This window comes from Mycobacterium mantenii (assembly GCF_010731775.1).
GTDB lineage: Bacteria > Actinomycetota > Actinomycetes > Mycobacteriales > Mycobacteriaceae > Mycobacterium > Mycobacterium mantenii.
Genome location: NZ_AP022590.1, coordinates 539643 through 563144, shown reverse-complemented (window position 1 = coordinate 563144; position 23502 = coordinate 539643). Strand labels below are relative to the sequence as shown.

At 69.7% G+C, this 23502-nt stretch carries 22 protein-coding genes; 4 read left to right on the top strand and 18 right to left on the bottom strand.

The features are described 5' to 3' along the window. Nucleotides 1–31 precede the first annotated feature (31 nt). From G6N50_RS02920 to G6N50_RS02895, 6 genes are all read right to left on the bottom strand, one after another. Nucleotides 32–2896, bottom strand: coding sequence for an aminotransferase class I/II-fold pyridoxal phosphate-dependent enzyme (locus G6N50_RS02920; protein WP_083094830.1), 2865 nt, complete (start codon nucleotides 2894–2896; stop codon nucleotides 32–34). A 77-nt stretch (nucleotides 2897–2973) separates the two neighbouring features. Further along, on the bottom strand, nucleotides 2974–3375 hold the full coding sequence (locus G6N50_RS02915) for an antitermination protein NusB (RefSeq protein ID WP_083094831.1): 402 nt from the start codon (nucleotides 3373–3375) through the stop codon (nucleotides 2974–2976). Next, the gene (gene nusB / locus G6N50_RS02910; protein WP_083094832.1) at nucleotides 3372–3881 is read right to left on the bottom strand and encodes a transcription antitermination factor NusB; all 510 of its coding nucleotides are present in this window, start codon (nucleotides 3879–3881) and stop codon (nucleotides 3372–3374) included. Before nusB ends, G6N50_RS02915 begins: the two co-directional genes overlap by 4 nt. Beyond that, nucleotides 3878–4441, bottom strand: a complete 564-nt coding sequence (gene efp / locus G6N50_RS02905) for an elongation factor P (RefSeq protein WP_067827843.1) — start codon at nucleotides 4439–4441, stop codon at nucleotides 3878–3880. Before efp ends, nusB begins: the two co-directional genes overlap by 4 nt. 126 nt (nucleotides 4442–4567) lie before the next feature. Further along, a complete protein-coding gene (locus G6N50_RS02900; RefSeq protein WP_083094833.1) occupies nucleotides 4568–4792 on the bottom strand; it encodes a hypothetical protein in 225 nt (74 codons plus the stop codon). A gap of 288 nt (nucleotides 4793–5080) precedes the next feature. After that, the gene (locus G6N50_RS02895; RefSeq protein ID WP_083094834.1) at nucleotides 5081–6190 is read right to left on the bottom strand and encodes a M24 family metallopeptidase; all 1110 of its coding nucleotides are present in this window, start codon (nucleotides 6188–6190) and stop codon (nucleotides 5081–5083) included. 33 nt (nucleotides 6191–6223) lie between these two features. On the opposite strand from G6N50_RS02895, the gene G6N50_RS02890 reads away from it, so the two are divergent. Next, nucleotides 6224–6952: a B-4DMT family transporter gene (locus G6N50_RS02890; RefSeq protein ID WP_083094835.1), complete on the top strand. Its 729-nt coding sequence runs from the start codon at nucleotides 6224–6226 to the stop codon at nucleotides 6950–6952. Here G6N50_RS02890 and aroQ read toward each other — a convergent pair. The 10 genes from aroQ to G6N50_RS02840 form a co-directional block, all read right to left on the bottom strand. Then, nucleotides 6949–7398, bottom strand: a complete 450-nt coding sequence (gene aroQ / locus G6N50_RS02885; protein WP_083094836.1) for a type II 3-dehydroquinate dehydratase — start codon at nucleotides 7396–7398, stop codon at nucleotides 6949–6951. The genes G6N50_RS02890 and aroQ overlap by 4 nt on opposite strands. Next, nucleotides 7395–8486 (bottom strand): 3-dehydroquinate synthase, encoded by a 1092-nt coding sequence (gene aroB, locus G6N50_RS02880; RefSeq protein WP_083094837.1) that lies wholly within the window; start codon nucleotides 8484–8486, stop codon nucleotides 7395–7397. The genes aroQ and aroB overlap by 4 nt, the downstream gene beginning before the upstream one ends. Next, nucleotides 8483–9007: a shikimate kinase gene (locus G6N50_RS02875; RefSeq protein ID WP_083094838.1), complete on the bottom strand. Its 525-nt coding sequence runs from the start codon at nucleotides 9005–9007 to the stop codon at nucleotides 8483–8485. The genes aroB and G6N50_RS02875 overlap by 4 nt, the downstream gene beginning before the upstream one ends. Further along, on the bottom strand, nucleotides 9007–10212 hold the full coding sequence (aroC, locus tag G6N50_RS02870) for a chorismate synthase (protein WP_083094942.1): 1206 nt from the start codon (nucleotides 10210–10212) through the stop codon (nucleotides 9007–9009). Before aroC ends, G6N50_RS02875 begins: the two co-directional genes overlap by 1 nt. 33 nt (nucleotides 10213–10245) lie before the next feature. Continuing rightward, nucleotides 10246–10698 (bottom strand): prepilin peptidase, encoded by a 453-nt coding sequence (locus tag G6N50_RS02865; RefSeq protein WP_083094839.1) that lies wholly within the window; start codon nucleotides 10696–10698, stop codon nucleotides 10246–10248. 10 nt (nucleotides 10699–10708) lie between these two features. Then, a complete protein-coding gene (locus tag G6N50_RS02860; protein WP_083094840.1) occupies nucleotides 10709–11539 on the bottom strand; it encodes a shikimate dehydrogenase in 831 nt (276 codons plus the stop codon). After that, nucleotides 11514–12764, bottom strand: coding sequence for an endolytic transglycosylase MltG (mltG, locus tag G6N50_RS02855; protein WP_083094841.1), 1251 nt, complete (start codon nucleotides 12762–12764; stop codon nucleotides 11514–11516). The genes G6N50_RS02860 and mltG overlap by 26 nt, the downstream gene beginning before the upstream one ends. Next, nucleotides 12757–13272 (bottom strand): Holliday junction resolvase RuvX, encoded by a 516-nt coding sequence (gene ruvX, locus G6N50_RS02850; protein WP_083094842.1) that lies wholly within the window; start codon nucleotides 13270–13272, stop codon nucleotides 12757–12759. The genes mltG and ruvX overlap by 8 nt, the downstream gene beginning before the upstream one ends. Next, nucleotides 13273–15966: an alanine--tRNA ligase gene (gene alaS / locus G6N50_RS02845; protein WP_083094843.1), complete on the bottom strand. Its 2694-nt coding sequence runs from the start codon at nucleotides 15964–15966 to the stop codon at nucleotides 13273–13275. Nucleotides 15967–16096: 130 nt separating this feature from the next. Continuing rightward, nucleotides 16097–16486, bottom strand: coding sequence for a secondary thiamine-phosphate synthase enzyme YjbQ (locus G6N50_RS02840; RefSeq protein WP_179970134.1), 390 nt, complete (start codon nucleotides 16484–16486; stop codon nucleotides 16097–16099). Between the two features lie 165 nt (nucleotides 16487–16651). Here G6N50_RS02840 and G6N50_RS02835 point away from each other — a divergent pair, with 165 nt between their 5' ends. Further along, complete coding sequence (locus G6N50_RS02835; RefSeq protein ID WP_083094845.1) at nucleotides 16652–17275, top strand: hypothetical protein; 624 nt, start codon at nucleotides 16652–16654, stop codon at nucleotides 17273–17275. Here the strand turns inward: G6N50_RS02835 and G6N50_RS02830 are convergent, their stop codons facing one another. Beyond that, on the bottom strand, nucleotides 17276–17611 hold the full coding sequence (locus tag G6N50_RS02830) for a hypothetical protein (protein WP_083094846.1): 336 nt from the start codon (nucleotides 17609–17611) through the stop codon (nucleotides 17276–17278). Then, entirely contained in the window at nucleotides 17608–18966 is a 1359-nt protein-coding gene (locus tag G6N50_RS02825) for a replication-associated recombination protein A (protein ID WP_083094847.1), read from the bottom strand. Before G6N50_RS02825 ends, G6N50_RS02830 begins: the two co-directional genes overlap by 4 nt. Nucleotides 18967–19119: 153 nt before the next feature. On the opposite strand from G6N50_RS02825, the gene G6N50_RS02820 reads away from it, so the two are divergent. After that, nucleotides 19120–20037 carry a DUF2189 domain-containing protein gene (locus tag G6N50_RS02820; RefSeq protein WP_179970087.1) on the top strand — a complete coding sequence of 306 codons (918 nt, stop codon included), beginning with the start codon at nucleotides 19120–19122 and terminating at the stop codon, nucleotides 20035–20037. A gap of 90 nt (nucleotides 20038–20127) precedes the next feature. After that, nucleotides 20128–23463 carry a transglutaminase family protein gene (locus G6N50_RS02815; protein WP_083094848.1) on the top strand — a complete coding sequence of 1112 codons (3336 nt, stop codon included), beginning with the start codon at nucleotides 20128–20130 and terminating at the stop codon, nucleotides 23461–23463. Nucleotides 23464–23502 lie beyond the last annotated feature (39 nt).

The following is a 23502-nucleotide window of genomic DNA, read 5'->3' as shown; positions in this document are numbered from 1 at the left end:
GCGCCAGCCCGACGCCGACGACCGGCTGATCTCAGGAGCTGTCGGCCGCCGACGGCACGCCCGACGCGTCGTTGGCGCCGTTGTTGCGCGCCCCGTTCGTTCCGGACGCGTCCGCCGGGAGCTCGAAAGCCGCAGTCACCGAACCCACCGCCGCCATGGCGGCATTGCGTTGCGCCTCCATGCGCGCCAGCGCCGTCTCGGTGAAGACCGACAACCCGAGATCGGGGTTGTATCCGTGGATTTCCTTGACGTCGAGCTGGGCCAGGAAGTAGACGATCTCCTTGGAAACCACCTGCCCCGGCACCAGCACCGGGAAGCCCGGCGGGTAGGGCACCACGAAGGTGGTCGACACCAGGGTCTTGCCCTCGGCCAGTCGTCGCCCGGCCATGCCGATCAGCACGTGCTCGCGATCGGACTCCTCGTAGCCGGCGTAGAACGCCGATCGCATGTCGCCGAAGTTGCACTCGTCGACGGGCCGGAACGCCACGTCGAATTCGCTGAAGTCCGGCAGATGCGGCAGATCCTCGGTGATCTCCTCGACATGACGCTCTTGCAGCGCACGGTCGGCGACGCTGGCCGCCTTCTCGATGCGGTCGAAATCGATTGCCACCCTTCGCAATACGTCGAGCAGGTAGTGCACGCTCGACCAGGTGACACCGATGGTGAAGATCAACAGCACGCTGTTGATCGACGTCTTGTTGATCTGGATGCCGAACCGCTCCATCAGGATCTTTTCCCGGAAGTCGTAGCCGTTCATTCCGGTCTTGCCGACGAAGAGCGTGACTCGCGTCGGGTCCAAGACGAAGTGGTCGGAGCGCCACGCCTCGTTCCATTCGGCCAGGGCGCCCTGCCTGATCGAAGCGGTCGAGCTGACCGCGGACTCCCGGAACTCCTCGGGCACCAGGTCGGACTCGTCGAGGATGCGGAACCACTTGCTGATCAGCCTGTCTTTGCGCACCCGGTGCCGGAAGACCAGCGCCATGTCGTAGACCTGCCGGACCAGCTGGAAGCCTTCGATGTCGACCTGACGGCGCGCCAGGTCCAGGGACGCCAGCAGCTGCTGGTTGGGCGAAGTCGAGGTGTGGGTCAGAAAAGCCTCACCGAATGAATCGCGGGTGAGCGCGTTGAAATCCTGGTCGCGCACGTGGATCATCGACGCCTGCCGAAGCGCCGACAGCGACTTGTGCGTGGAATGCGTGGCATAGACGCGGACCCGCGCGGCCGCCGGGTCGGGCATCAGCTCGCGCTCGACCCACTCCGACCGGTCGACGCCTGCCATGGACGCGGCCCACTTCCGGTGCTCCGCAGCGTATTCCGGCGATGCCAGCATCTGCTCGAGACGCTCGGCGGACACCATCGCCGTCCGCTGCCGGGCCCACGGCACGGCCGTGGCGAACGCGTACCACGCCTCGTCCCACAGAAAGCAGATGTCCGGCTTGATCGCCAGCACCTCCTGCATGACCTGCAGCGGGTTGTAGACGACGCCGTCGAAGGTGCAGTTCGTCAGCAGCAGCATGCGCACCCGGTGCAGCTGTCCGGCCGCCTCCAGATCCAGCAGCGCCTGCTTGATGGTGTGCAGCGACACCGCGCCATAGATCGCGAACTGCGGCAACGGATAAGCGTCCAGGTACAGCGGGTAGGCCCCGGCCAGCACCAGCCCGTAGTGATGCGACTTGTGGCAGTTGCGGTCGATCAGCACGATGTCGCCCGGCCGGGTCAGCGACTGCACGACGATCTTGTTGGCGGTCGACGTCCCGTTGGTGACGAAGTAGGTGTGGTCGGCGTTCCACGTCTTCGCGGCCTTGTCCATCGCCTTCTTGATGTTGCCGTGCGGGTCCAGCAGCGAGTCCAATCCGCCTGAGGTGGTTGAGGTTTCGGCCATGAAGATGTTGCGGCCGTAGAACTCCCCCATGTCCTGCAGCGACCTGGAGTTGAAGATGCTGGCGCCGCGCGCGACGGGCAGGGCGTGGAATTGGCCCACCGGCGCGGCGGCGTACGCGCGCAGCGCATCGAAAAATGGTGTGGCGTAACGATTTCGCAGCCCGGCCAGCACCGTGCTGTGCAGGTCGGTGACGTCGTTGAGCCGATAGAACGTCCGGTCGTAGATGTCGGGTTCGGTGTCGTCGCCGGCCGCGATCGACTCGTCGGTGAGCAGGTACAGGTCGATGTGGGGCCGCAGCTCCCGGATCCACTCGCCGCACTCCACCCAGTCGTTGGCGCGATCGGGAATGACCCCGTCCGCATCCTCGTTGGGCCCGAGCAACGTGTTCATCAGCGGCAACCGGTCGCGGGACCGAAGCGGCAAGTCGTCGCGGATGATCGCGGCCTGGATCTCCCCGTTCAGGGCGACCGCGGTGATGGCGTCTTCGACGCTGGGCACCACGAGGATCTCGAACTGCACATCGTCGGACGGGCACCGCAGCGCCCGCAGGCACTCGGCCAGGCTGTCCGGCGCGGTGCTCGGGGCGTCGTCGGCGAGCAGCACGGTATAGAAGTGCTGCTGCTTGGCCTGTGCGACCAGTTCCTGGTCGTCCAGCGGCGCCGAGGTATCGAAAAGCCCTGCGCGGTCACCGTATTCACTGAGCAACCGCACGGCCAGGGAGACCTCTTCGGTGAGCCGCACGGTGGACAGGCTCTCCAGGTGGGCGCGGAAGACCGCCAGATTCGCCGCACCCGGGTACAGCCAGTACCGCTCGTAGGCGGCGATACGGTCCATGAGGCGTTTCACCCGGGCCACGTCATGGGTTTTGTCCAGCCCGGCAAGGTCGACCTCGGCGAGGTGACGGCATGCGTCGTCGAGCAGGTTCCAGGTGTCGATCCGGGCGTATGACGGGTTGGCCACGGCCGCCAGTGCAGACACCCGGAGTCGTCGCGGCTGGGTGCTGTATCGAATCATGACCTCACCTGTTCTTCTGGGCGACTTGTATTCTCACCCCACCCCGCTGCCCACGTGATCGTTTCGCGTGAGCTCGCTCAGCTGTTCAGCTCGTCGTCACCCTTGTCAGCGTCCACGACGCGCCGATTGGCGCCCCGGGTGCTGTCCACCCACCGCAGCACGGGCAGCTCCCAGCGCCGCACCGGCAGCTCGGTGACATCGGACAGCGACCGCACCACACCCTGCGTCAGGCCCATGATCGCGGCCATCACCGGCAGCAGCGGCTGCAGCGGCCTGGCCGCGGAGCGCACCGTGCTGATGCGGCGGGCGACGACCACCCGTTCGGCGCAGTGATACAGCCAGGCGCCCACGCCCAGCGCGTAGATCGCGAGCACCGAGGCGACGATGGTCAGCCCGTAGGCGGCGCAGATCACCGCACCCAGCACCACCGTCGCGGCCAGCACGGCCGCAGCGAGCAGGCGCAGCTCCAACCGGGTCATGGCTGCGGTCCGGGGTCCTCCGGTGCGCCGGCTGCGTCGGAACCCACCGCGCCGCGCACCGCGTCGGCGGCGGCCCGGATCTGCGGCGTCACCAGCATCACGTGGCCGAGCACCCCGTTGACGAAGCCCGGCGAGTCGTCGGTAGACAGCTCCTTGGCCAGCTGGACGGCCTCGTCGACGGCGACCGGTTCCGGCACGTCGTCGGCATACAGCAGCTCCCACACCGCGACCCGCAGGATCGCACGGTCCACGGCGGGCAGCCGGTCCAGCGTCCAGCCCTGCAGGTGCGAGCTGATCAGGTCATCGATGTGGGCGGCGTGTTCGCCGACGCCCCGGGCCGCCGCGGCCGTATACGGCTGCAGGGGCGCGATTTCGGGGTTCGTCTCGGCGAGCCCGGTGCGGACGTCGACGACCTCCGCCGGGCTCAGCCCACGGGCGTCGGCTTCGAACAGCAGGTCGACGGCACGCTTGCGGGCCTGGTGGCGTCCCCTGACGGGCCTGCTCACGCGTTGACGCGCCCCAGATAGCTGCCGTCGCGGGTGTCGACCTTCAGCTTGTCTCCGGTGTTGATGAACAGCGGCACCTGGATCTCGGCGCCCGTCTCGACGGTGGCCGGCTTGGTGCCGGCGCTGGACCGGTCGCCCTGCAGGCCGGGCTCGGTGTGGGTGACCTCCATCTCGACCGAGACGGGCAGCTCGAGGTACAGCGGCGCGCCGTTGTGGAACGCCACCTGCACCGGCAGGCCCTCCAGCAGGAACCGGGCGGAATCGCCGACCAGTGACTCGGGCAGCGGGTGCTGCTCGTAGTCCTGACTGTCCATGAACACGAAGTCCGAGCCGTCGCGGTAGAGGTAGGTGGCGTCGCGCCGGTCGACGGTGGCGGTCTCCACCTTCACCCCCGCGTTGTACGTCTTGTCGACGACCTTGCCGGATAGCACATTCTTCAGCTTGGTCCGCACGAAGGCCGGACCCTTGCCCGGTTTGACGTGCTGGAACTCGACGATCTGCCACAGCTGGCCGTCGATCACCAGTACCAGTCCATTCTTGAAATCGGCAGTGCTTGCCACGGTTCGGTATATCTCCTCGAGGATGGACAGTCGTCTACGGAACTGTCTGTAACTTGTCGGCCAGTTTAGAGCGCTCCGCGGTCGGCGCCCGCGGGCCGGGGTGGGGCGGTGACGCGCGAAACGCCGTCAGCGATGGACGCGTTCGGAGCCGAGCGCGGTTTGCTCGTCGGGCGAGGGCAACGGCTTGATCATCGTCAGCAACGGGAGGTTCAGGGTGACCCCGCTGCCGAATGGCACGTGGATCGCGAAGTAGACGATCTGCATCTCCAGCCGCATCTCCCGAAGGGGCTGTGCATACATGTCCCACCGGAAATCCCGCAGGCGCGCCAAACCCCGTGCCACCCCGTTCACGCACCCGACTGTACTCGCGGGCGCAAGCCCCCCGAAGCCGTGCGCGGGTTGCTGCCAGTGCCGATCGCAAGCGCGGCGCATGCGCCGGGCGCGGCGGGTCGGCACCATCGGGGCCAGTGCCGATCGCAAGCGCGGCGCATGCGCCGGGCGCGGCGGGTCGGCACCATCGGGGCCAGTGCCGATCGCAAGCGCGGCGCATGCGCCGGGCGCGGCGGGTCGGCGCCATCGGGCCAGTGCCGATCGCAAGCGCGGCGCATGCGCCGGGCGCGGCGGGTCGGCACCATCGGGCTACGTCAGGACGGCCAGCTCTTTGGGGAACTTGGTCAGCAATTCCGGGGCCCCGCCACGGGTCTCCGCCGGCACCACCAGGGTGTCCTCGATGCGCACGCCGCCGCGGCCGGGCAAGTAGACGCCGGGTTCCACCGTCACCACAGATTCGGCCAGCAACGTGCCGGTGGACGTGGCACCGATGCCCGGCGCTTCGTGGATTTCCAGGCCCACGCCATGGCCCAGGCTGTGGCTGAACTGCTCGCCATAGCCCGCGTCGGCGATCACCTGGCGGGCCGCGGCGTCCACCCCGCGCAGGTCAGCGCCCGCGTGCAGCGCCTCCCGGCCGGCCCGCTGCGAGTCGGCGACCAGCTGATAGATCTCCAGCTGCCAATCGGCGGCCTTGCCGAGCACGAAGGTGCGCGTCATGTCGGAGTGGTAGCCGCCGACCAGCGCGCCGAAGTCGATCTTGACGAAGTCGCCGTCGGCCAGCACCGCGTCCGTGGGGCGATGATGCGGGATCGCCGAATTCGGCCCGGCGGCCACGATGGTCTCGAACGAGATCGCGTCGGCGCCGTGGTCGAGCATCAGGGCCTCCAGCTCGCGGCTGACCTCGCGTTCGGTCCGCCCGGGCCGCAGCCCGCCCCGCGCCACCAGTTCGGCGAGTGCGGCGTCGGCCGCCTCGCAGGCCAGCCGCAACAGCGCGACCTCGCCGGCGTCCTTGACCTCGCGCAACGCCTCGACCGTCCCGGCGGCCTTGACCAGCTCGGTGGCCGAATTCCGGTCGTCGAGCTCGCGGGTCAGGGCGTCGAATCCGTCGACGGTCACCACGTTGCTTTCGAAGCCCAGCTTGTGCGCGCCCGCCTCGGCGGCCTGACCGACCAGAAAGCGTCCCAGCACCCGTTCGATGGCGACTTCGAGGTCCGGCGCCTGCTCGGCGGCCTGGGTCCGGTACCGCCCGTCGGTGGCCAGCACGGGGCCGCGATCGTCGGCGAACACCAGCAACGCGCCGTTGGACCCGGTAAAACCGGAGAGGTAACGGACGTTGACCAGGTCCGTGACCAGCAGCGCATCCAATCCGCTGGCCTCAAGTCGCGCTCTGAGCCTGTCTCGACGCTGTGAATGTGTCACAGGTCTTGACGGTACTCGCTACGCTTTTGGGCCATGAGTAACTGGATGCTGCGCGGATTGGTCTACGCCGCGGCGATGGTCGTCGTCCGATTGTTCCAAGGTGCACTGATCAACGCGTGGCAGACCCAGGCCGGGCTGATCAGCGTGGCGCTGCTGCTTCTGTTCATCATCGGCGTGGCCGTATGGGGGGTTCTCGACGGCCGGGCCGACGCCAACGAGAACCGGGACCCGGACCGGCGCCGCGATCTGGCGATGATCTGGCTGCTGGCCGGCCTGGTGGCGGGCGTCCTGTCCGGCGCCGTCTCCTGGATCATCGCGCTGGTGTACAAGGGCCTCTACACCGGCGGCCTGATCAACGAGCTGACCACGTTCGCGGCGTTCACCGCGCTCTGCGTCTTCCTGCCCGGGATCATCGGCGTCACCATCGGCCGTTGGCGGGTGGACCGGCAGTTCGAGAAGACGCCGGAGAAACACCACGGCCCTGGCGCACGGCCGGAGCGGGACGGCGACACCGACGTGTTCTCCGCGGTGCGCGGCGACGACGCGCCCACCGGCGAGATTCCCGCGCAGACGTCCGGCGCCCACGCCGACGCGCGGACCGCGGCGGTCGCCACGGCCGAGCGCGACGCGCCCACCGACACGGTGGCCACCACCGAATCGCCGACCGAAACGATCGCCAAGCCCGAAGACGACCCGAAGACGGAGGTGATCCGCACCGGCGAGAAGCACACCAAGCCGGACGCGGAACACGACAAGGGCTAGCTGTCGGCGCCGGGCTTCCCGGCCAGGTAGCGCAGGGCGAGCAGATAGCCCTGCACCCCCAACCCGACGATCACTCCGGTCGCCACCGGGCTGAGGTAAGAGTGCCGCCGAAACTCCTCGCGCGCATGGACATTGGAGATGTGCACCTCGATCAGGGGTGCACTCAACTCGGCGCACGCGTCGCGCAGCGCCACCGAGGTGTGGGTCAGCCCGCCCGCGTTGAGGATCACCGGTTCTCCTGCGTCGGCGGCCGCATGGATCCAGTCCAGCAGTTCGGCTTCGTTATCGCTTTGCCGCACAACGGCTTTGAGTCCCAGCGTATCGGCTTCGCGCTCGATCCGCGCCGCCAGCTGTTCGTGCGTCGTGTCGCCGTACACATCGGGCTCGCGCCGGCCCAGCCGGCCCAGGTTCGGGCCGTTGATGACGTTGACGGTGGTGGTAGTCATGACGCCTCCGCAAGCCCGGCATAGGCCGCCGCCAACAGCGACGGGTCGGGGCCGGCCATCCGGCCCGGTTTGGCCAGTCCGTCCAGGACCACGAACCGCAGCACCCCGGCCCGCGACTTCTTGTCTCCCGCCATGTATTCCAGCAACTGCGGCAACGCGTCGGCGTCGTAGCTCACCGGCAGGCCGAGCGCGGACAGGATGGTGCGGTGCCGCTGCGCGGTGGCGTCGTCGAGCCGGCCGGCCAGCCGGGCCAGCTCGGCGGCGAAGACCAGGCCCACCGACACCGCGGCGCCGTGCCGCCATTGGTAGCGCTCGCGACGCTCGATCGCGTGCCCCAATGTGTGCCCGTAGTTGAGGATTTCGCGCAGTTCCGATTCCTTCTCGTCGGCGGCGACGACCTCCGCCTTCACGGCGATCGCGCGGCGGACCAGCTCCGCCAGGACGTCACCCGACGGGTCCAGCGCGGCCCGCGGATCGGCCTCGATGAGGTCGAGGATCACCGGATCGGCGATGAATCCCGCCTTGACGATTTCGGCCATCCCCGCGACGAGTTCGTTGGGCGGCAACGTCTGCAGCGTCGCGAGGTCGACCAGAACGGCGTGTGGCTGATGAAACGACCCGACCAGGTTCTTGCCCGCGTCGGTGTTGATCCCGGTCTTACCGCCGACCGCCGCGTCGACCATGCCGAGCAGCGTGGTGGGCACATGCACGATGTCCACGCCGCGCAGCCAGGTGGCCGCCGCGAACCCGGCGACGTCGGTGGCCGCACCGCCGCCGAGGCTGACCAATGCGTCCTTGCGCCCAATCCCGATGCGGCCCAGCACTTCCCACAGGAAACCCACCACCGGAAGGTCTTTGCCCTCTTCGGCGTCCGGGATCTCGATGCGGTGCGCGTCAACACCCTTGTCGGCCAACCGGCTTCGGATCACGTCGGCGGTCTCGGCCAGTACCGGTTGGTGAACGATGGCCACCTTGTGACGGTCGCCGAGAAGTTCGTCCAACTCGCCCAGCAGGCCGGTACCGATGATCACCGGGTACGGCGGGTCGACGGCCACCTCGATGGTGACCGGATCTCCAGATTGCGTCATGTGGCCGCTCCGGCGGGAGCCTGCAGCCGCGAGACGATGTAGCGGACCACCGCGCCGGGGTTGCGCCGGTTGGTGTCGACGCGGATGGTCGCCGCCCGCCGGTACAGCGGGCTGCGCTCGGCCAGCAGCGCGCGGTACTTGTCGGCACGATCGGGCCCGGCCAGCAGCGGTCGCACGGCGTTGCCGCCGGTGCGCCGCACGCCTTCGGTGGCGCTGATCTCCAGGTAGATGACGGTGTGACCGGCGAGCGCCGCACGCACCCCTGGGCTGGTGACCGCGCCGCCCCCGAGTGACACCACGCCGTCGTGGTCGGCCAGCGCGGCGCGCACCACGTCCTCCTCGATTCGGCGGAACTCCGGCTCGCCGTCGGTGGCGAAGATGTCGGCGATGCGGCGCCCGGTCTGCTGCTCGATGGCCACATCGGTGTCCAGGAAATCGACTCCGAGCGCCTTGGACAGCCGCCGGCCGATGGTGGACTTCCCCGACCCCGGCAACCCCACCAGGACAGCTTTGGGCGCCATTACGCGGTGCCCCGGGCGGCCGGCGACTCCCGCTCGGCGACCGCCTGCCGGTAGGCCTCGACGTTGCGGCGGGTCTCGGTCAGCGAATCTCCACCGAACTTCTGCAGCGCGGCGCGGGCCAGCACCAGCGCCACCATGGCCTCGACCACCACGCCGGCCGCCGGCACCGCGCACACGTCCGAGCGCTGGTGGATCGCGACGGCCTCGTCGCCGGTCGCCATGTCGACGGTGGCCAGCGCCCGCGGCACCGTGGAAATGGGCTTCATCGCCGCGCGCACCCGCAGCGGCTGGCCGTTGGTCATGCCGCCTTCCAGCCCGCCCGCGCGGTTGGTCGAGCGCACCACGCCGTCGGGGCCGGGGTACATCTCGTCGTGGGCACGGCTGCCGCGGCGACGCGCCGTCTCGAAGCCGTCGCCGATCTCGACGCCCTTGATCGCCTGGATGCCCATGACCGCGGCGGCGAGCTGGCTGTCCAGCCGGTTGTCGCCGCTGGTGAAAGACCCCAGCCCGACGGGCAGGCCCAGGGCCACCACCTCGACGACACCGCCGAGCGTGTCGCCGTCCTTCTTGGCCGCCTCGATCTCGGCGATCATCGCCTGCTCGGCGGCCCCGTCGTACGCGCGCACCGGGCTGGCGTCGATCGCGGGCAGGTCGCCCAGACCCGGCGGCGGGCCGTCGTAGGGCGCCGACGGGCCGATCGCGATCACGTGCGACAGCACCTCGACGCCGAGCGCCTGACGCAGGAACGAGCGGGCGATGGTGGCCGCCGCGACGCGGGCCGCGGTCTCGCGGGCGCTGGCCCGCTCCAGCACCGGCCGGGCGTCGTCGAAGCCGTACTTGAGCATGCCCGCGTAATCGGCGTGGCCGGGCCGCGGCCGGGTGAGCGGCGCATTGCGCGCGCTGTCCGCCAGTTCCCCCGGGTCAACCGGGTCGGCGGCCATCACGATTTCCCACTTCGGCCATTCGGTATTGCCGATCTCGACGGCGATGGGCCCGCCCAAGGTGACACCGTGCCGCACCCCGGACAGCACGCTCACCGCGTCGCGCTCGAACGCCATGCGGGCGCCGCGACCGTAACCCAGGCGACGACGGGCCAACTGTTCCGAAATGTCCAGGGAGGTGACCTCCACACCGGCGACCATGCCTTCGAGCACGGCCACCAGCGCGCGGCCATGTGACTCCCCGGCGGTGATCCAACGCAACACGGGTCCCATTCTCCCATGTGCGCCCGAGTGGACTTAAATCTGCGCACCACTGCCGAGAACGAGCCCCACCCCCGCCGCGCTGGCCAGACACATCGACGGCCCGTGCGGCACCGCCGCCGTGCCGCCGTCCCCGCCGAGGAGCCGGGCGACCATCGCGAGCACCACGGTCAGCAGCGGCGCGCCCAGCGCCGCCAGGAACCACGCGCCGACGCCGAAGCAACCGGTCAACGCGCCCAGCCCGAGGGCCAGCTTGACGTCACCGGCGCCCATGCCGCGCGGCGCCACGCAGTGCACCATCAGGTAGATCGCGGTCAATGCCACCGTCCCGGCCAGTGCCGGTGCCCCGCGCCCGGTCAGCGCCGCGATCGCCAGGATCGCCGCGGCACCGGTCAGCGTCAGCGCGTTGGGCAGTCGTCGTTCGCGGATGTCGTAGCGACTCAACGCCGCCAACCAGGCCAGCACCAGACACACCGCCGCAATTCGCATGCGCGGCAGGCTAATCCGGTTCGGCCGCCGCGCAAGTCATGGCCTCGCGGGGCGCGGGCAGCCCGGTGAACTGTTCCACCTGCGCGAAAGCCTGGTGCAGCAGCATTTGCAGACCGCTGATCACCCGGCCGCCGGCGGCGCTCACCGCGGCGGCCAGCGGCGTGGGCCAGGGGTCGTAGACGGCGTCCAGCAGCACACCGATGCGTTCGAAGGTGCCGGAGTAGCGCGCGGCCACGTCCGCCGGGATGGTGCTGACCAGCACCTCGGCCGCGGCCACCTCGCCGGCCAGCCCGGCGCCGTCCAGATCGCAGAACCGGGTCGGCACGCCCAGGTCGTTGCCCAGCTGCATTAGCCGGGCCGCCTTGTCGGCATTGCGGGCCACCACGGTGATGCCGGCGACGCCCAGTTCGGCCAGGCCGGCAACGGCGGCCGGCGCGGTGCCGCCCGATCCACAGACCAGCGCCCATCCAGAGGCGCTCCCGAGCGCCCCGGCGACCCCGTCGATGTCGGTGTTGTCGGCGCGCCAGCCCGTCGGGGTGCGCACCAGGGTGTTGGCCGATCCCACCCGCCGCGCGCGGTCGGTGCGCTCGTCGGCGAATCGCAGGGCCGCGAATTTGCCGGGCATGGTCACCGACACCCCGACCCATTCGGGCCCGAATCCGCCGACCACCCCGGGTAGCTGGTCGGCGTCGCATTCGATGCGCTCGTAGGTCCAGTCGGTCAAACCCAGCGCACGGTAGGCGGCCAGGTGCAATTGCGGGGACTTCGAATGGGCGATCGGCTTGCCGAGCACCGCCGCCTTGCGGGGGCCCGTACTAGCGGGGCGTGCTGTCGAGGACACCGTTGCGCTTAGCCAGCTCGATGTTGGCCAGGTGTTGTTGATAGTCGCGGGTGAACAGCGTCGTGCCCTGCGCGTCGATGGTGACGAAGTACAGCCAGTCACCGGGCAGCGGGTGCTCGGCGGCGTTCAGCGCGTCGGTGCCGGGCGAACAGATCGCGGTGGCCGGCAGGCCCTGCGACACATAGGTGTTCCACGGCGTCTTCTGGGCGCGGTCGGCGTCGCTGGTGGCCACCTCGCGCCGGTCCAGCGGGTAGTTGACCGTCGAGTCGAACTCGAGCGTGTGGTGGGCGTGCAGCCGGTTGTAGATGACCTGCGCGACCTTGGCGAAGTCCTGGGAATTGGATTCCTGCTGCACCAGCGACGCCACCACCAGGATGTCGTAGGGCGACAGGCCCATGGCCTGGGCGGTGTCCACCAGCCCGGACTTCACGTACTCCTGGGCTCCGGCGCCGATCAGGGTGGCCAGGATGCTCTCCGGCGACGCGGACGGATCGATGTTGAAGGTGCCCGGCGCTATCAGGCCCTCGATCCGGCGGTGGTCCTTGCCGAGCTCGCCGACGGGTTCGGTGGCCCACGGCGGCACCGCCAACGCCAGGGCAGAGCTGTTGGTCGCGGCGGAGCGCAGGTCCTGCGCCCGCACGCACCGGGTGTCACCGTCGAGGTCCACGCAGGTGGCGCGCGAGATCAGTGTCAGGATCCCCGGCGTCACCACGTTGGTTTTCATGTCGGTGGTGTCGTCGAGCTGGCGGCCTTCCGGGATGACCAGCCGGCCCACCCGGCTCTTCGGGTCGGTCAGCCGCGCGACGGCGTTGGCGGCCGGGATCTCGGTGCGCATCCGGTAGAAGCCGGGCTGAATGGAGTTGATGGCGCTGTTGCCGTGCGCGGCGTTGACGAACGCCCGGACCGTCTTGATGACCTCCTGTTTTTGCAGCGTCTCGCCGATGTTGGTGGTCGAGTCACCGGCTTGAACCTGAATCACGAGGTCCCGCTTGCCGCCACCGGTGTAGTCGTCACCGGGCCCGAACAGGGTGTGCCACAGCTTGCCGCCGACGAACACGCCCGCGAGCACCACCACGACGAAGACCGCGAGCGCGATCTTGCCGGCAAGTCGGCGCCGCCGGCGGGCCCGCTCGGCCTGATTGCGGGCGACCCGGCTCGACTTGCGCCGACGCGGCGCACCCACGGCCTCGGGTTCGGCTCGTTCCCGCCGTGCGCTGTCAACCATCGCTGAGCTCCCCCGCCGCCGCGCGCCGCTGATCCAGCCAACTCTGCAGGATGGCCACCGCCGCCGCCTGATCGATCACCGCACGCTGCTCCTTGGCCCGCACACCGGCCGCGCGCAGCGATCGCTGCGCGGACACGGTGGTCAGCCGCTCGTCGGCCAGCCGCACCGGAACGGGAGGAACTCGGCGGGCCAGCACTTCCGCTAGTTTGCTGGCCACCTCGATCGCGTCGATAGCCGACGGGCCGGTCCGATCGGCCAGGGTGCGCGGCAGCCCGACGACCACCTCGACAACCCCAAGTTCGGCGACCAGCGTGGCCAGCCGGCGCAGGTGCTTGCCGTTGCGGTCGCGGCGCACGGTCTCCACCGGGGTGGCCAGGACGGCGTCGGGGTCGCTGCAGGCCACGCCGATCCGGACGCTGCCCACGTCGATGCCGAGCCGCCGCCCCCGGCCGGGGTCCTGCTGCGGATCTCCGGGCCGGTCAGGCAACCGGTGCTGTGCCGAAACCACTCAGCCGACCCGCGCTATCTCGGAGCGGACCGCCTCGAGCGCCGCGTCGATACGGCTCGGGTCCTTTCCGGAACCCTGCGCCAGGTCCGGCTTGCCGCCGCCGCGGCCGTCGACGGTCACGGCCAGCTGCTTGATCAGGTCGTTGGCGCGAAGCCCGAGGTCCTGGGCGGCGGGGTTCGCGGCGACCGCATACGGCACGCTGCCGCCCTCGCCCTCCGCGATCAGCGCCACCACCGCGGGGTCGCTGCCTAGCTTGCCGCGGATGTCGCCCACCAGGGAACGCAGGTCGCCGGCGGTCATCCCGGCGGACATGCGTTGCGCCACCACCCGGACGTTACCGATGCGCTCCGCGCCGGCCGCGGCGTTGGTCGCGGCGGCCCGCGCGCCGGCCAGCCGGGCGCGTTCGAGTTCCTTCTCCGCCGCCTTGAGCCGCTCCACCAGGTTGCCCACCCGGGCCGGCACCTCGTCGGAGGGCACCTTCAGCGACGACGCCAGCCCCGCCATCAGCGCGCGCTCCTTGGCCAGGTGCCGGAACGACTCCAGTCCGACATAGGCCTCCACCCGGCGCACCCCGGAACCGACCGAGGATTCGCCCAGGATCGTCACCGGCCCGATCTGCGCCGAGTTGTGCACGTGGGTTCCGCCGCAGAGCTCCAGCGAGAAGGGGCCGCCGATCTCCACGACCCGGACCTCGTCGGGGTAGGCCTCGCCGAACATGGCCATCGCACCCATCGCCTTGGCCTTCTCGAGCCGCTCGGTGAAGGTGTGCACCTCGAAGTCGGCCTGCACGGCCTGGTTGGTCACCTCTTCGACCTGGGTGCGTTGCTCTTCGGACAGCGGACCCTGCCAGTTGAAGTCGAACCGCAGGTAGCCCGGGCGGTTCAGCGACCCGGCCTGAACGGCATTGGGCCCCAGCACCTGTCGCAACGCGGCGTGCACCATGTGGGTGCCCGAGTGGCCCTGGGTGGCGCCCCGGCGCCACTGCGGGTCGACCGCCGCGACGACGGTGTCGCCCTCCACAAATTCCCCGGACTCGACGTTAACCCGGTGCACCCACAGGGTTTTCGCGATCTTCTGCACATCGGTGACCGCCGCGCGGGCGCTCTCGCCGGTGCCCGTTCCGCTGATGATGCCCTCGTCGGCGATCTGCCCGCCGGACTCGGCGTACAGCGGGGTGCGGTCCAGCACGAGTTCGACCCGGGCGGCGCCGTCGGTGCCGTGGGTGACCACCGGCACCCGCTTGCCGTCGACGAAGATGCCCAGAATCTTTGCCTCGGAGGTCAGTTCGTCGAACCCGGTGAACTCGGTGGGACCGGCGTCGACCAGCTCGCGGTAGGCGGTCAGGTCGGCGTGGGCGTGCTTGCGCGCGGCCGCATCGGCCTTGGCGCGGCGACGCTGCTCGGCCATCAGTTCCCGGAAGCCGATTTCGTCCACGCGCAGACCGGCCTCGGCCGCCATTTCCAGCGTGAGCTCGATGGGGAATCCGTAGGTGTCGTGCAGGGTGAACGCGTCGGAGCCCGAAATCGCCTTCGCACCAGATGTTTTGGTGGCGCCGGCCACCTCGTCGAATAGTTTCGAGCCGGCCGCCAGCGTGCGGTTGAACGCGGTCTCCTCGGCGACGGCGATGCGCCGGATCCGATCGAAGTCGGCGACCAGTTCGGGATACGACGGACCCATCGCGTCGCGCACGGTCGCCATCAGGTCCCCGACGATGGGGCCCTCGATGTCGAGCAGCTTGGCCGAGCGGATCACTCGGCGCAGCAGCCGGCGCAGCACATAGCCGCGGCCGTCGTTGCCGGGGGTGACGCCGTCGCCGATCAGGATGGCCGCGGTGCGGCTGTGGTCGGCGATCACCCGGTAGCGCACATCGTCGTCGTGGTTGCCGACGTCATACCCGCGCGGTGCCCGCGCGGCCGCGGTGTCGATGACCGGCCGCAACAGGTCGGTCTCGTACACGTTGTGCACGCCCTGCAGGATGAAGGCCACCCGCTCCACACCCATGCCGGTGTCAATGTTTTTGCGCGGCAACGGGCCAAGGATCTCGAAGTCGGTCTTGCCCGTGCCCCCGCCACGTTCGTTCTGCATGAACACGAGATTCCAGATCTCGATGTAGCGGTCCTCGTTCGCGATCGGGCCGCCCTCGACGCCGAACTCCGGGCCGCGGTCGTAGTAGATCTCCGAGGACGGGCCGCACGGGCCGGGGATGCCCATCGACCAGTAGTTGTCTTCCATGCCGCGGCGCTGGATGCGCTCTTCGGGCAGGCCGGCGATCTCCTGCCAGAGCCGCACGGCCTCGTCGTCGTCGAAAAAGACCGTCGTCCAGATGCGTTCGGGATCCAGGCCGTAGCCGCCCTGCTCGACGCTGTCGGTGAGCAGGGTCCAGGCCAGTTCGATGGCGCGGCGCTTGAAATAGTCGCCGAACGAGAAGTTGCCGGCCATCTGGAAGAACGTGTTGTGCCGGGTGGTGATCCCGACCTCGTCGATGTCGGGGGTGCGGATGCACTTCTGGATGCTGGTGGCGGTCGGGTATTCCGGGGTGCGCGCGCCCAGGAAGTAGGGCACGAACTGCACCATGCCCGCGTTGACGAACAGCAGGTTGGGGTCGTCGAGGATCACCGATGCGCTCGGCACCTCGGTGTGACCCGCCTTCACGAAATGATCAAGAAACCGCTTCCTGATCTCGTGTGTCTGCACTTTCCAGCCCGCTTCTTCCTGTTACTTCGATGTGTCATTCCCAGCCTATTCGCCGGGGCGTGGCAAGCCCGTCTCACGACGCATTTCGACCGCTCACAGTACCTGCCCCGGCGCGCCGGGCACCGGGCCGCTAACCCTCCAGAAAGCTCAGCCGGACCGAGCGTTGCGGGTTGTCCCGGTTCAGGTCGACCAGGACGATGCTTTGCCAGGTGCCCAGCATCGGCTCCCCGGCCGAGACCGGAACCGTCACCGACGGCGCCACCAGCGCCGGCATCACGTGGTCGGCGCCGTGGCCCGCGGAGCCGTGCGAATGCCGGTAACGGTCGTCGCGCGGCAGCAGCCGCTCCAGCGTGTCGACCAGGTCGTCGTCGGAACCGGCGCCCGTCTCAATGATGGCCACCCCCGCTGTGGCGTGCGGGACGAACACATTGCACAGGCCGTCCCCGCGCGACCAGCAGAACCCGCGCACCGCCTCGGTGATATCGACGATGCGGCGGCGCGAGGTGTCCACGTCCAACACATCGGTATGCATCCGGACAAGCCTACGGCGCGGGCGTCACGACCAGCCAATCGTCTGTGAGCGCGGCCACATCAGGGCATTGCGGCGCGCACCCGGCAGGAGGAAGGTAACTGGTGGGACCGGTGGCGCTACCGGGGCGCCGCCCCGACAGAGGAGGGGTCGACCGTGTACGCACGCTCCACCACCATCCAGGCGCAACCGCTGTCCGTCGACATCGGAATCGCGCACGTTCGCGATGTCGTCATGCCCGCCCTCACCGAGATCGACGGGTGCGTGGGGCTGTCGCTGTTGGTTGACCGGCAGTCCGGCACCTGCATCGCCACCAGCTCGTGGGAAACCATGGAGGCGATGCGCGGCAGCGCCGAGCGGGTGGCACCCATCCGCGACCGGGCCGCGTTGATGTTCGACGGCAGCGCGCGGGTCGAGGAGTGGGACATCGCCCTGCTGCACCGCGACCACCCATCGCGCCCGGGCGCGTGCGTGCGCGCCACCTGGCTCAAGGTGGTGCCGGATCAGCTCAGCCGGTCCCTGGACTTCTATCGGATGGCGGTGCTGCCCGAGATGGAGGACCTGGACGGGTTCTGCAGCGCCAGCCTGCTGGTCGACCACCCCGCCTGCCGCCGGGCCGTCACTTGCTCCACGTTCGACTCGATGGAGGCGATGGCCCGCAACCGCGACCGAGCCAGCGAACTGCGCAGCAGGCGCGTGCGCGAGCTGGGCGCCGAGGTGATCGACGTGGCCGAGTTCGACCTGGCGATCGCCCACCTGCGGGTGCCCGAGCTGGTCTAGCTAGGGCAGTGCGTCCCCGGGGAATCCGCGGCAGGCGTGCACCTGGTAGGTGAAGACGCCCGCCGCCACCCCGGGGTCGTCGGCCATGATCGCCGTGGTCTCGTCGACCGTCGCCGCGAACACCCCGATGCCGCAGATGTCGGATTCGTCGCTGACCGGCAGGACCACCGCGAGCACGCCGTCGTCGCGCAGCCCGAAGTTCCGCCGGCCGTGCTCCCAGATGATGCTCGCCGAGGACTCGTCGCCGAATCTCGGTCCGCGCTTGAGGATGACCACGCTATAGGGCTTGGCGGTGGGCAGCAGGGCGCCCATCTCCGCGTCGGTGAAGATCTTCATGCCCGCCCCCTTCTGCGGATGATCGCGCGCAGCCGGTCCAGCCGGCCGGCCATTTCGCGCTCACCGCCGCGGCCGGTGGGCCGGTAGTAGTCGACCCCTACCAGCTCCTCCGGTGGATATTGTTGTGCGACAACGCCATCGGGATGGTCGTGCGAGTACTTATAACCCTGCGCGTTGCCCAGCCCCGCCGCGCCCGAATAGTGCCCGTCGCGCAGATGGGGCGGAACCAGCCCGGCTTTGCCGGCCCTGATGTCGGCCATCGCCACGGCCAGCGCGGTGGTGACCGCGTTCGACTTCGGCGCGGTGGCCAGATAGATCGTGCAGTGCGCCAGGGTGAGCTGCGCCTCCGGCATGCCAATCAGCGCCACCGTCTGCGCCGCCGCGACCGCGACCTGAAGTGCGGCCGGGTCGGCCATGCCGATGTCCTCGCTGGCCAGGATCATCAGCCGGCGCGCGACGAACCGTGGGTCCTCGCCGGCGACGAGCATGCGGGCCAGATAGTGCAGCGCGGCGTCGACGTCCGAGCCGCGGACCGACTTGATGAAGGCGCTGATGACGTCGTAGTGCTGGTCGCCGTCGCGGTCGTAGCGCACGGCGGCCTCGTCCAGGGACTGCTCGACGGCCGCGACGGTCAACTCGCCGCCCGGCTCCACCGCCTCGGCCGCCACCTCCAGCGCCGTCAGCGCGCGCCGGGCGTCACCGGCGGCCAGGCGCACCAGCAGGTCGACGGCCTCCGGCGCGACCGTGATCTGCCCGCCGAGCCCGCGCGGGTCGTCGATCGCGCGCTGCACCACGGCGCGGATGTCGTCGGCGCCCAGCGGCCGCAACTGCAGGATCAGCGAGCGGGACAGCAGCGGCGCCACCACCGAGAAGCTGGGGTTCTCGGTGGTCGCCGCCACCAGCAGCACCACCCGGTTCTCCACGGCGGACAGCAGCGCGTCCTGCTGGGTCTTGGAGAACCGGTGCACCTCGTCGATGAACAACACGGTTTGCTCACCGGACAGCAGCGCCCGGCGGGCGGTGTCGATCACCGCCCGAACGTCTTTGACGCCGGCCGACAGCGCCGACAACGCCTCGAACCGGCGGCCGGTCGCCTGCGAGATCAGCGCGGCCAGCGTCGTCTTGCCGCTGCCGGGCGGCCCGTACAAGATGGCCGACGCCACGCCCGAGCCCTCGACCAGGCGGCGCAGCGGAGACCCGGGCGCCAGTAGGTGGTCCTGCCCGACCACCTCGTCCAGCGATGCCGGACGCATCCGGACCGCCAGGGGTGCGCCGCCCCTCGCGCCCAGCCCATGGTCGGTCGGCTGCGGCGCGCCGGGAAGGTCAAACAGACCGTCGGACACGGCTTCAGGCATACCACGATGGGCGGACGCCCGCGCCGGCCCAGGCGCGCGCCGCAATCCGCGCGCCCGGGCCGCTTCTTTGCTAAGTTCGGCGTTTGCCAAGTTCCGCGCGCGTTCCCTCCTAGGAAACTTCAGACACGAGGAAATCCGACAGCAAGGACGGACATGAGCCAACCACCCGAGTATCCAGGCACCCCGGCAGACCCTCAGGGCAGCAATCCTCCCGGCTACCCGCCGCCGGGCTACGGCGCCCCGCCGCCGGGTTACGGCGCACCTCCGCCGCCGGGTTACGGCGCACCGCCTCCCGGCTACGGGCCTCCACCCGGCTACGGTGGCCCACCCGCGTTCAGCGTGGGCGACGCGTTTAGCTGGGCCTGGAACACGTTCACCAAAAACCCTGTGGCGCTTATTGTTTCGTCATTGGTCTACGCGGTGCTGTTCGGCATCGCCTCCGCCCTGATCGGCTGGAGCCAAACCATGGGCACCACCTCGAGCGGTTCCGACGACGACTACTTCACCTTCACGGCGAACCTCAACGGCGGCGGGCTGGCGCTGCTCATCCTCGGTTATCTCGTCGCGTACGTGGTGGGGGCGTTCGCCCAGTCCGCGTTCCTGTCCGGCTGCCTGGATCTGGCCGACGGGCGGCCGGTGACCATCGGGTCCTTCTTCAAGCCGCGCAACTTCGCCATGGTGTTCCTGGCCGCGCTGCTGGTCGGCGTTCTCACGTCGATCGCCTCCGCGTTGTGCTTCCTGCCCGGACTGATCCTGGGGATCTTTGCCCAGTTCACCATCCCGTACGCGATCGATCGGTCCCAGCAGCCGATCAAAGCGCTGTCTTCCAGCTTCTCCACCGTCACGGCGAACTTCGGCAACGCCCTGCTGGTCTGGCTGGTCGAGGTCGCGGTGTTCCTGGTGGGTGCGCTGGCGTGCGGTGTCGGTCTGCTGGTGGGTGCCCCGGTCGCGGCTCTGGTCGGGATCTACGCCTATCGCAAGCTTTCGGGCGGCCACGTCGTGCCGGTCGAGTACGCCGGGTACCAGGCCGGTCCGCCGCCGGGCGCACCACCGGGGCCCGCACCGGCCTGAGGCTGCGCACGGGTTACTCGTATTACGGCGCGGTAAGCCGCAATTGCGGTGTGCTGCGCCGTGGCCGCGCGTGTGATGGGATCAGCGACTATGAGCATCAAAGTTGCGCTGGAGCACCGCACCAGCTACACCTTTGACCGGCTGGTCCGGGTGTATCCGCACGTCGTGCGGCTGCGCCCAGCGCCCCACACCCGCACGCCCATCGAGGCGTACTCGCTGCGGATCGAGCCCGACGAACACTTCATCAATTGGCAACAGGACGCGGTCGGCAATTTCCTTGCCCGGCTGGTGTTTCCGAACCCGATGCAACGACTGACCATCACGGTTGGGCTGATCGCCGACCTCAAGGTGATCAACCCGTTCGACTTCTTCATCGAGGACTGGGCCGAAACCTGGGCCCCCGCCGGGGGGCCGGCCGGGCTGCGCTATCCCACAGACCTGGCCAACGACCTGGAACCCTATCTGCGGCCCGTCGACGAAGAGGGCGACGGCTCGGGTCCGGGCGAGCTGGCGCGGGACTGGCTGAGCAATTTCTCGGTGCCCAACGGCACCCGCACCATCGACATGCTGGTCGAGCTCAACCGGGCGATCAACGCCGACGTTGCCTACAGCCTGCGGATGGAACCCGGCGTGCAGACACCGGATTTCACGTTGCGCAACGGGGTCGGCTCGTGCCGGGACTCGGCGTGGCTGTTGGTCTCGATCCTGCGCCAGCTGGGGCTGGCCGCGCGGTTCGTGTCCGGCTACCTGGTGCAGCTGGCGTCCGACGTCGAGGCGCTCGACGGTCCGTCGGGCCCCGCCGCCGACTTCACCGACCTGCACGCCTGGACCGAGGTGTACATCCCCGGCGCCGGCTGGATCGGGCTGGATCCGACGTCCGGGCTGTTCGCCGGCGAGGGCCACATCCCGCTGGCGGCCACCCCGCACCCGACGTCCGCGGCACCCATCAGCGGGGGCACCGAGCCCTGCACGTCGACGCTGGAGTTCTCCAACACCGTCACCCGGGTCCACGAGGATCCGCGCGTCACACTGCCGTACACCGACGACGCGTGGCGGACGATTCAGGACGTCGGCCGGCGGGTCGACGAGCGGCTGGCCGCGGCCGACGTCCGACTGACCATAGGTGGTGAGCCGACTTTCGTGTCGGTGGACAACCAGGTCGCCGAGGAATGGACCACGGCCGCCGACGGCCCGCACAAGCGGCAGCGTGCCTCGGACCTGGCCGCCCGGCTGAAGTCCGAGTGGGCCCCGGGCGGCGTGATACAGCGCGGGCAGGGTCGCTGGTACCCGGGAGAACCGTTGCCGCGCTGGCAGATTGCGTTGCATTGGCGCGCCGACGGGCGTCCGCTGTGGACCGACGAGAGACTGCTCGCCGATCCTTGGGGCGGCGAGCAGCAGCGCCCCGCTGACACCGAAGCGGCCTACCAGGTGCTCGCCGGGATCGCCGACGGCATGGGGTTGCCCGCGTCGCAGGTGCGGCCGGCATACGAGGACCCGCTGCATCGGCTGGCGACCGAAGTCCGCGAGCCGGACGGCGTTCCGGTGGACGCCGCCGACGACCTCGAATCCGATTCCCTCGCAGGCCGTGCCGCGCTGCTGTCACGTCTGGACGAATCCGTCACGGCCCCAGCGGCGTTCGTGCTGCCTCTGCACCGGCGTGAGGACGACCTCGGGTGGGCCAGCGCCGACTGGCGGCTGCGCCGCGGCCGTGTCGTGCTGCTGGCCGGGGATTCTCCGGCGGGGCTGCGGCTGCCACTGGATTCGATCAGCTGGCAACCGCCGCGCCCGTCGTTCGACGCCGATCCCCTCAGCGTCGCCGAGGCGCTGTCGACGGAGGAGACCAGCGCCAGCAAAGCAATAGTCGTCGACGCCGACGGGGCGCCGCCGACCGCGATGGTCACCGAGATCCGGGACGGGCTGCTCTACCTCTTCCTGCCGCCCACCGGGGTGCTCGAGCATTACGTCGATCTCATCTCCCGGGTGGAGGCCGCTGCGGCGAAGGCCGACTGCCCGGTGGTGATCGAGGGCTACGATCCCCCGCCCGACCCGCGGCTGCGCTCGACCACCATCAGCCCGGACCCTGGGGTGATCGAGGTCAACGTCGCACCCACCGCCAGTTTCGCCGAACAGCACCAACAGCTGGAAACGCTGTACGCGCAAGCCCGTTTGGCCCGCCTGTCCACCGAGTCCTTCGACGTTGACGGCACGCACGGCGGCACCGGCGGTGGCAACCACATCACGCTGGGCGGCGTGACGCCCGCGGACTCACCGCTGCTGCGTCGTCCCGATCTGTTGGTCTCGCTACTGACCTACTGGCAGCGTCACCCGTCGCTGTCATACCTGTTCGCCGGCCGGTTCGTCGGGACCACCTCGCAGGCGCCGCGAGTCGACGAGGGCCGCGCCGAGGCCCTCTACGAGCTCGAGATCGCGTTCGCCGAGATTGCCCGGCTGGGCGGCGGAGGCGCCACCAAGCCGTGGGTGATCGACCGCGCGCTGCGCCACTTGCTCACCGACATCACCGGCAACACCCACCGCGCCGAGTTCTGCATCGACAAGCTCTACAGCCCCGACAGCGCCCGCGGCCGGCTCGGCCTGCTGGAGCTGCGCGGCTTCGAGATGCCCCCGCACCTGCGCATGGCGATGGTGCAATCGCTGTTGGTGCGCTCACTGGTCGCCTGGTTCATCGACGAACCCCTGCGCGCACCACTGATCCGCCACGGCGCCAATCTGCACGGTCGATATCTGTTGCCGCACTTCCTGATTCATGACATCGCCGACGTCGCCGCCGACCTGCGCGCGCACGGTGTCGCGTTCGAGACCAGCTGGCTGGATCCGTTCACCGAGTTCCGGTTCCCGCGCATCGGGACCGCGGTGTTCGACGGCGTGGAGATCGAGCTGCGCGGTGCGATCGAGCCGTGGACCACGCTGGGCGAGGAGTCGACCGCGACGGGCACCGCCCGCTACGTCGACTCCTCCGTCGAGCGCATCCAGGTCCGCATCATCGGGGCCGACCGTCATCGCTACGTGGTGACGGTCAACGGCTACCCGGTGCCGTTGCTGGCCACCGACAATCCCGACATTCATGTGGGCGGTGTGCGGTTCAAGGCCTGGCAGCCGCCCAGCGCGCTGCACTCGACCATCTCGGCGGACGGGCCCTTGCAGTTCGAGCTGATCGATTTGACCACCGGCACGTCGCGCGGGGGCTGCACGTACCACGTCGCCCATCCCGGCGGGCGGGCCTACGACACGCCACCGGTCAACGCCGTGGAGGCCGAGGCGCGCCGCGCCCGCCGCTTCGAGGCGACCGGCTTCACCCCCGGCAAAGTGGACCTGTCCGACATCCGGGAGAAGCAGGCCCGGATCTTCACCGACGTCGGCGCGCCGGGCATCCTCGACCTGCGCCGCGTGCGTACCGTTGCGCAGTAATGGCGTTTGCGGACATGACATTCGGCACCGGTGCACCGG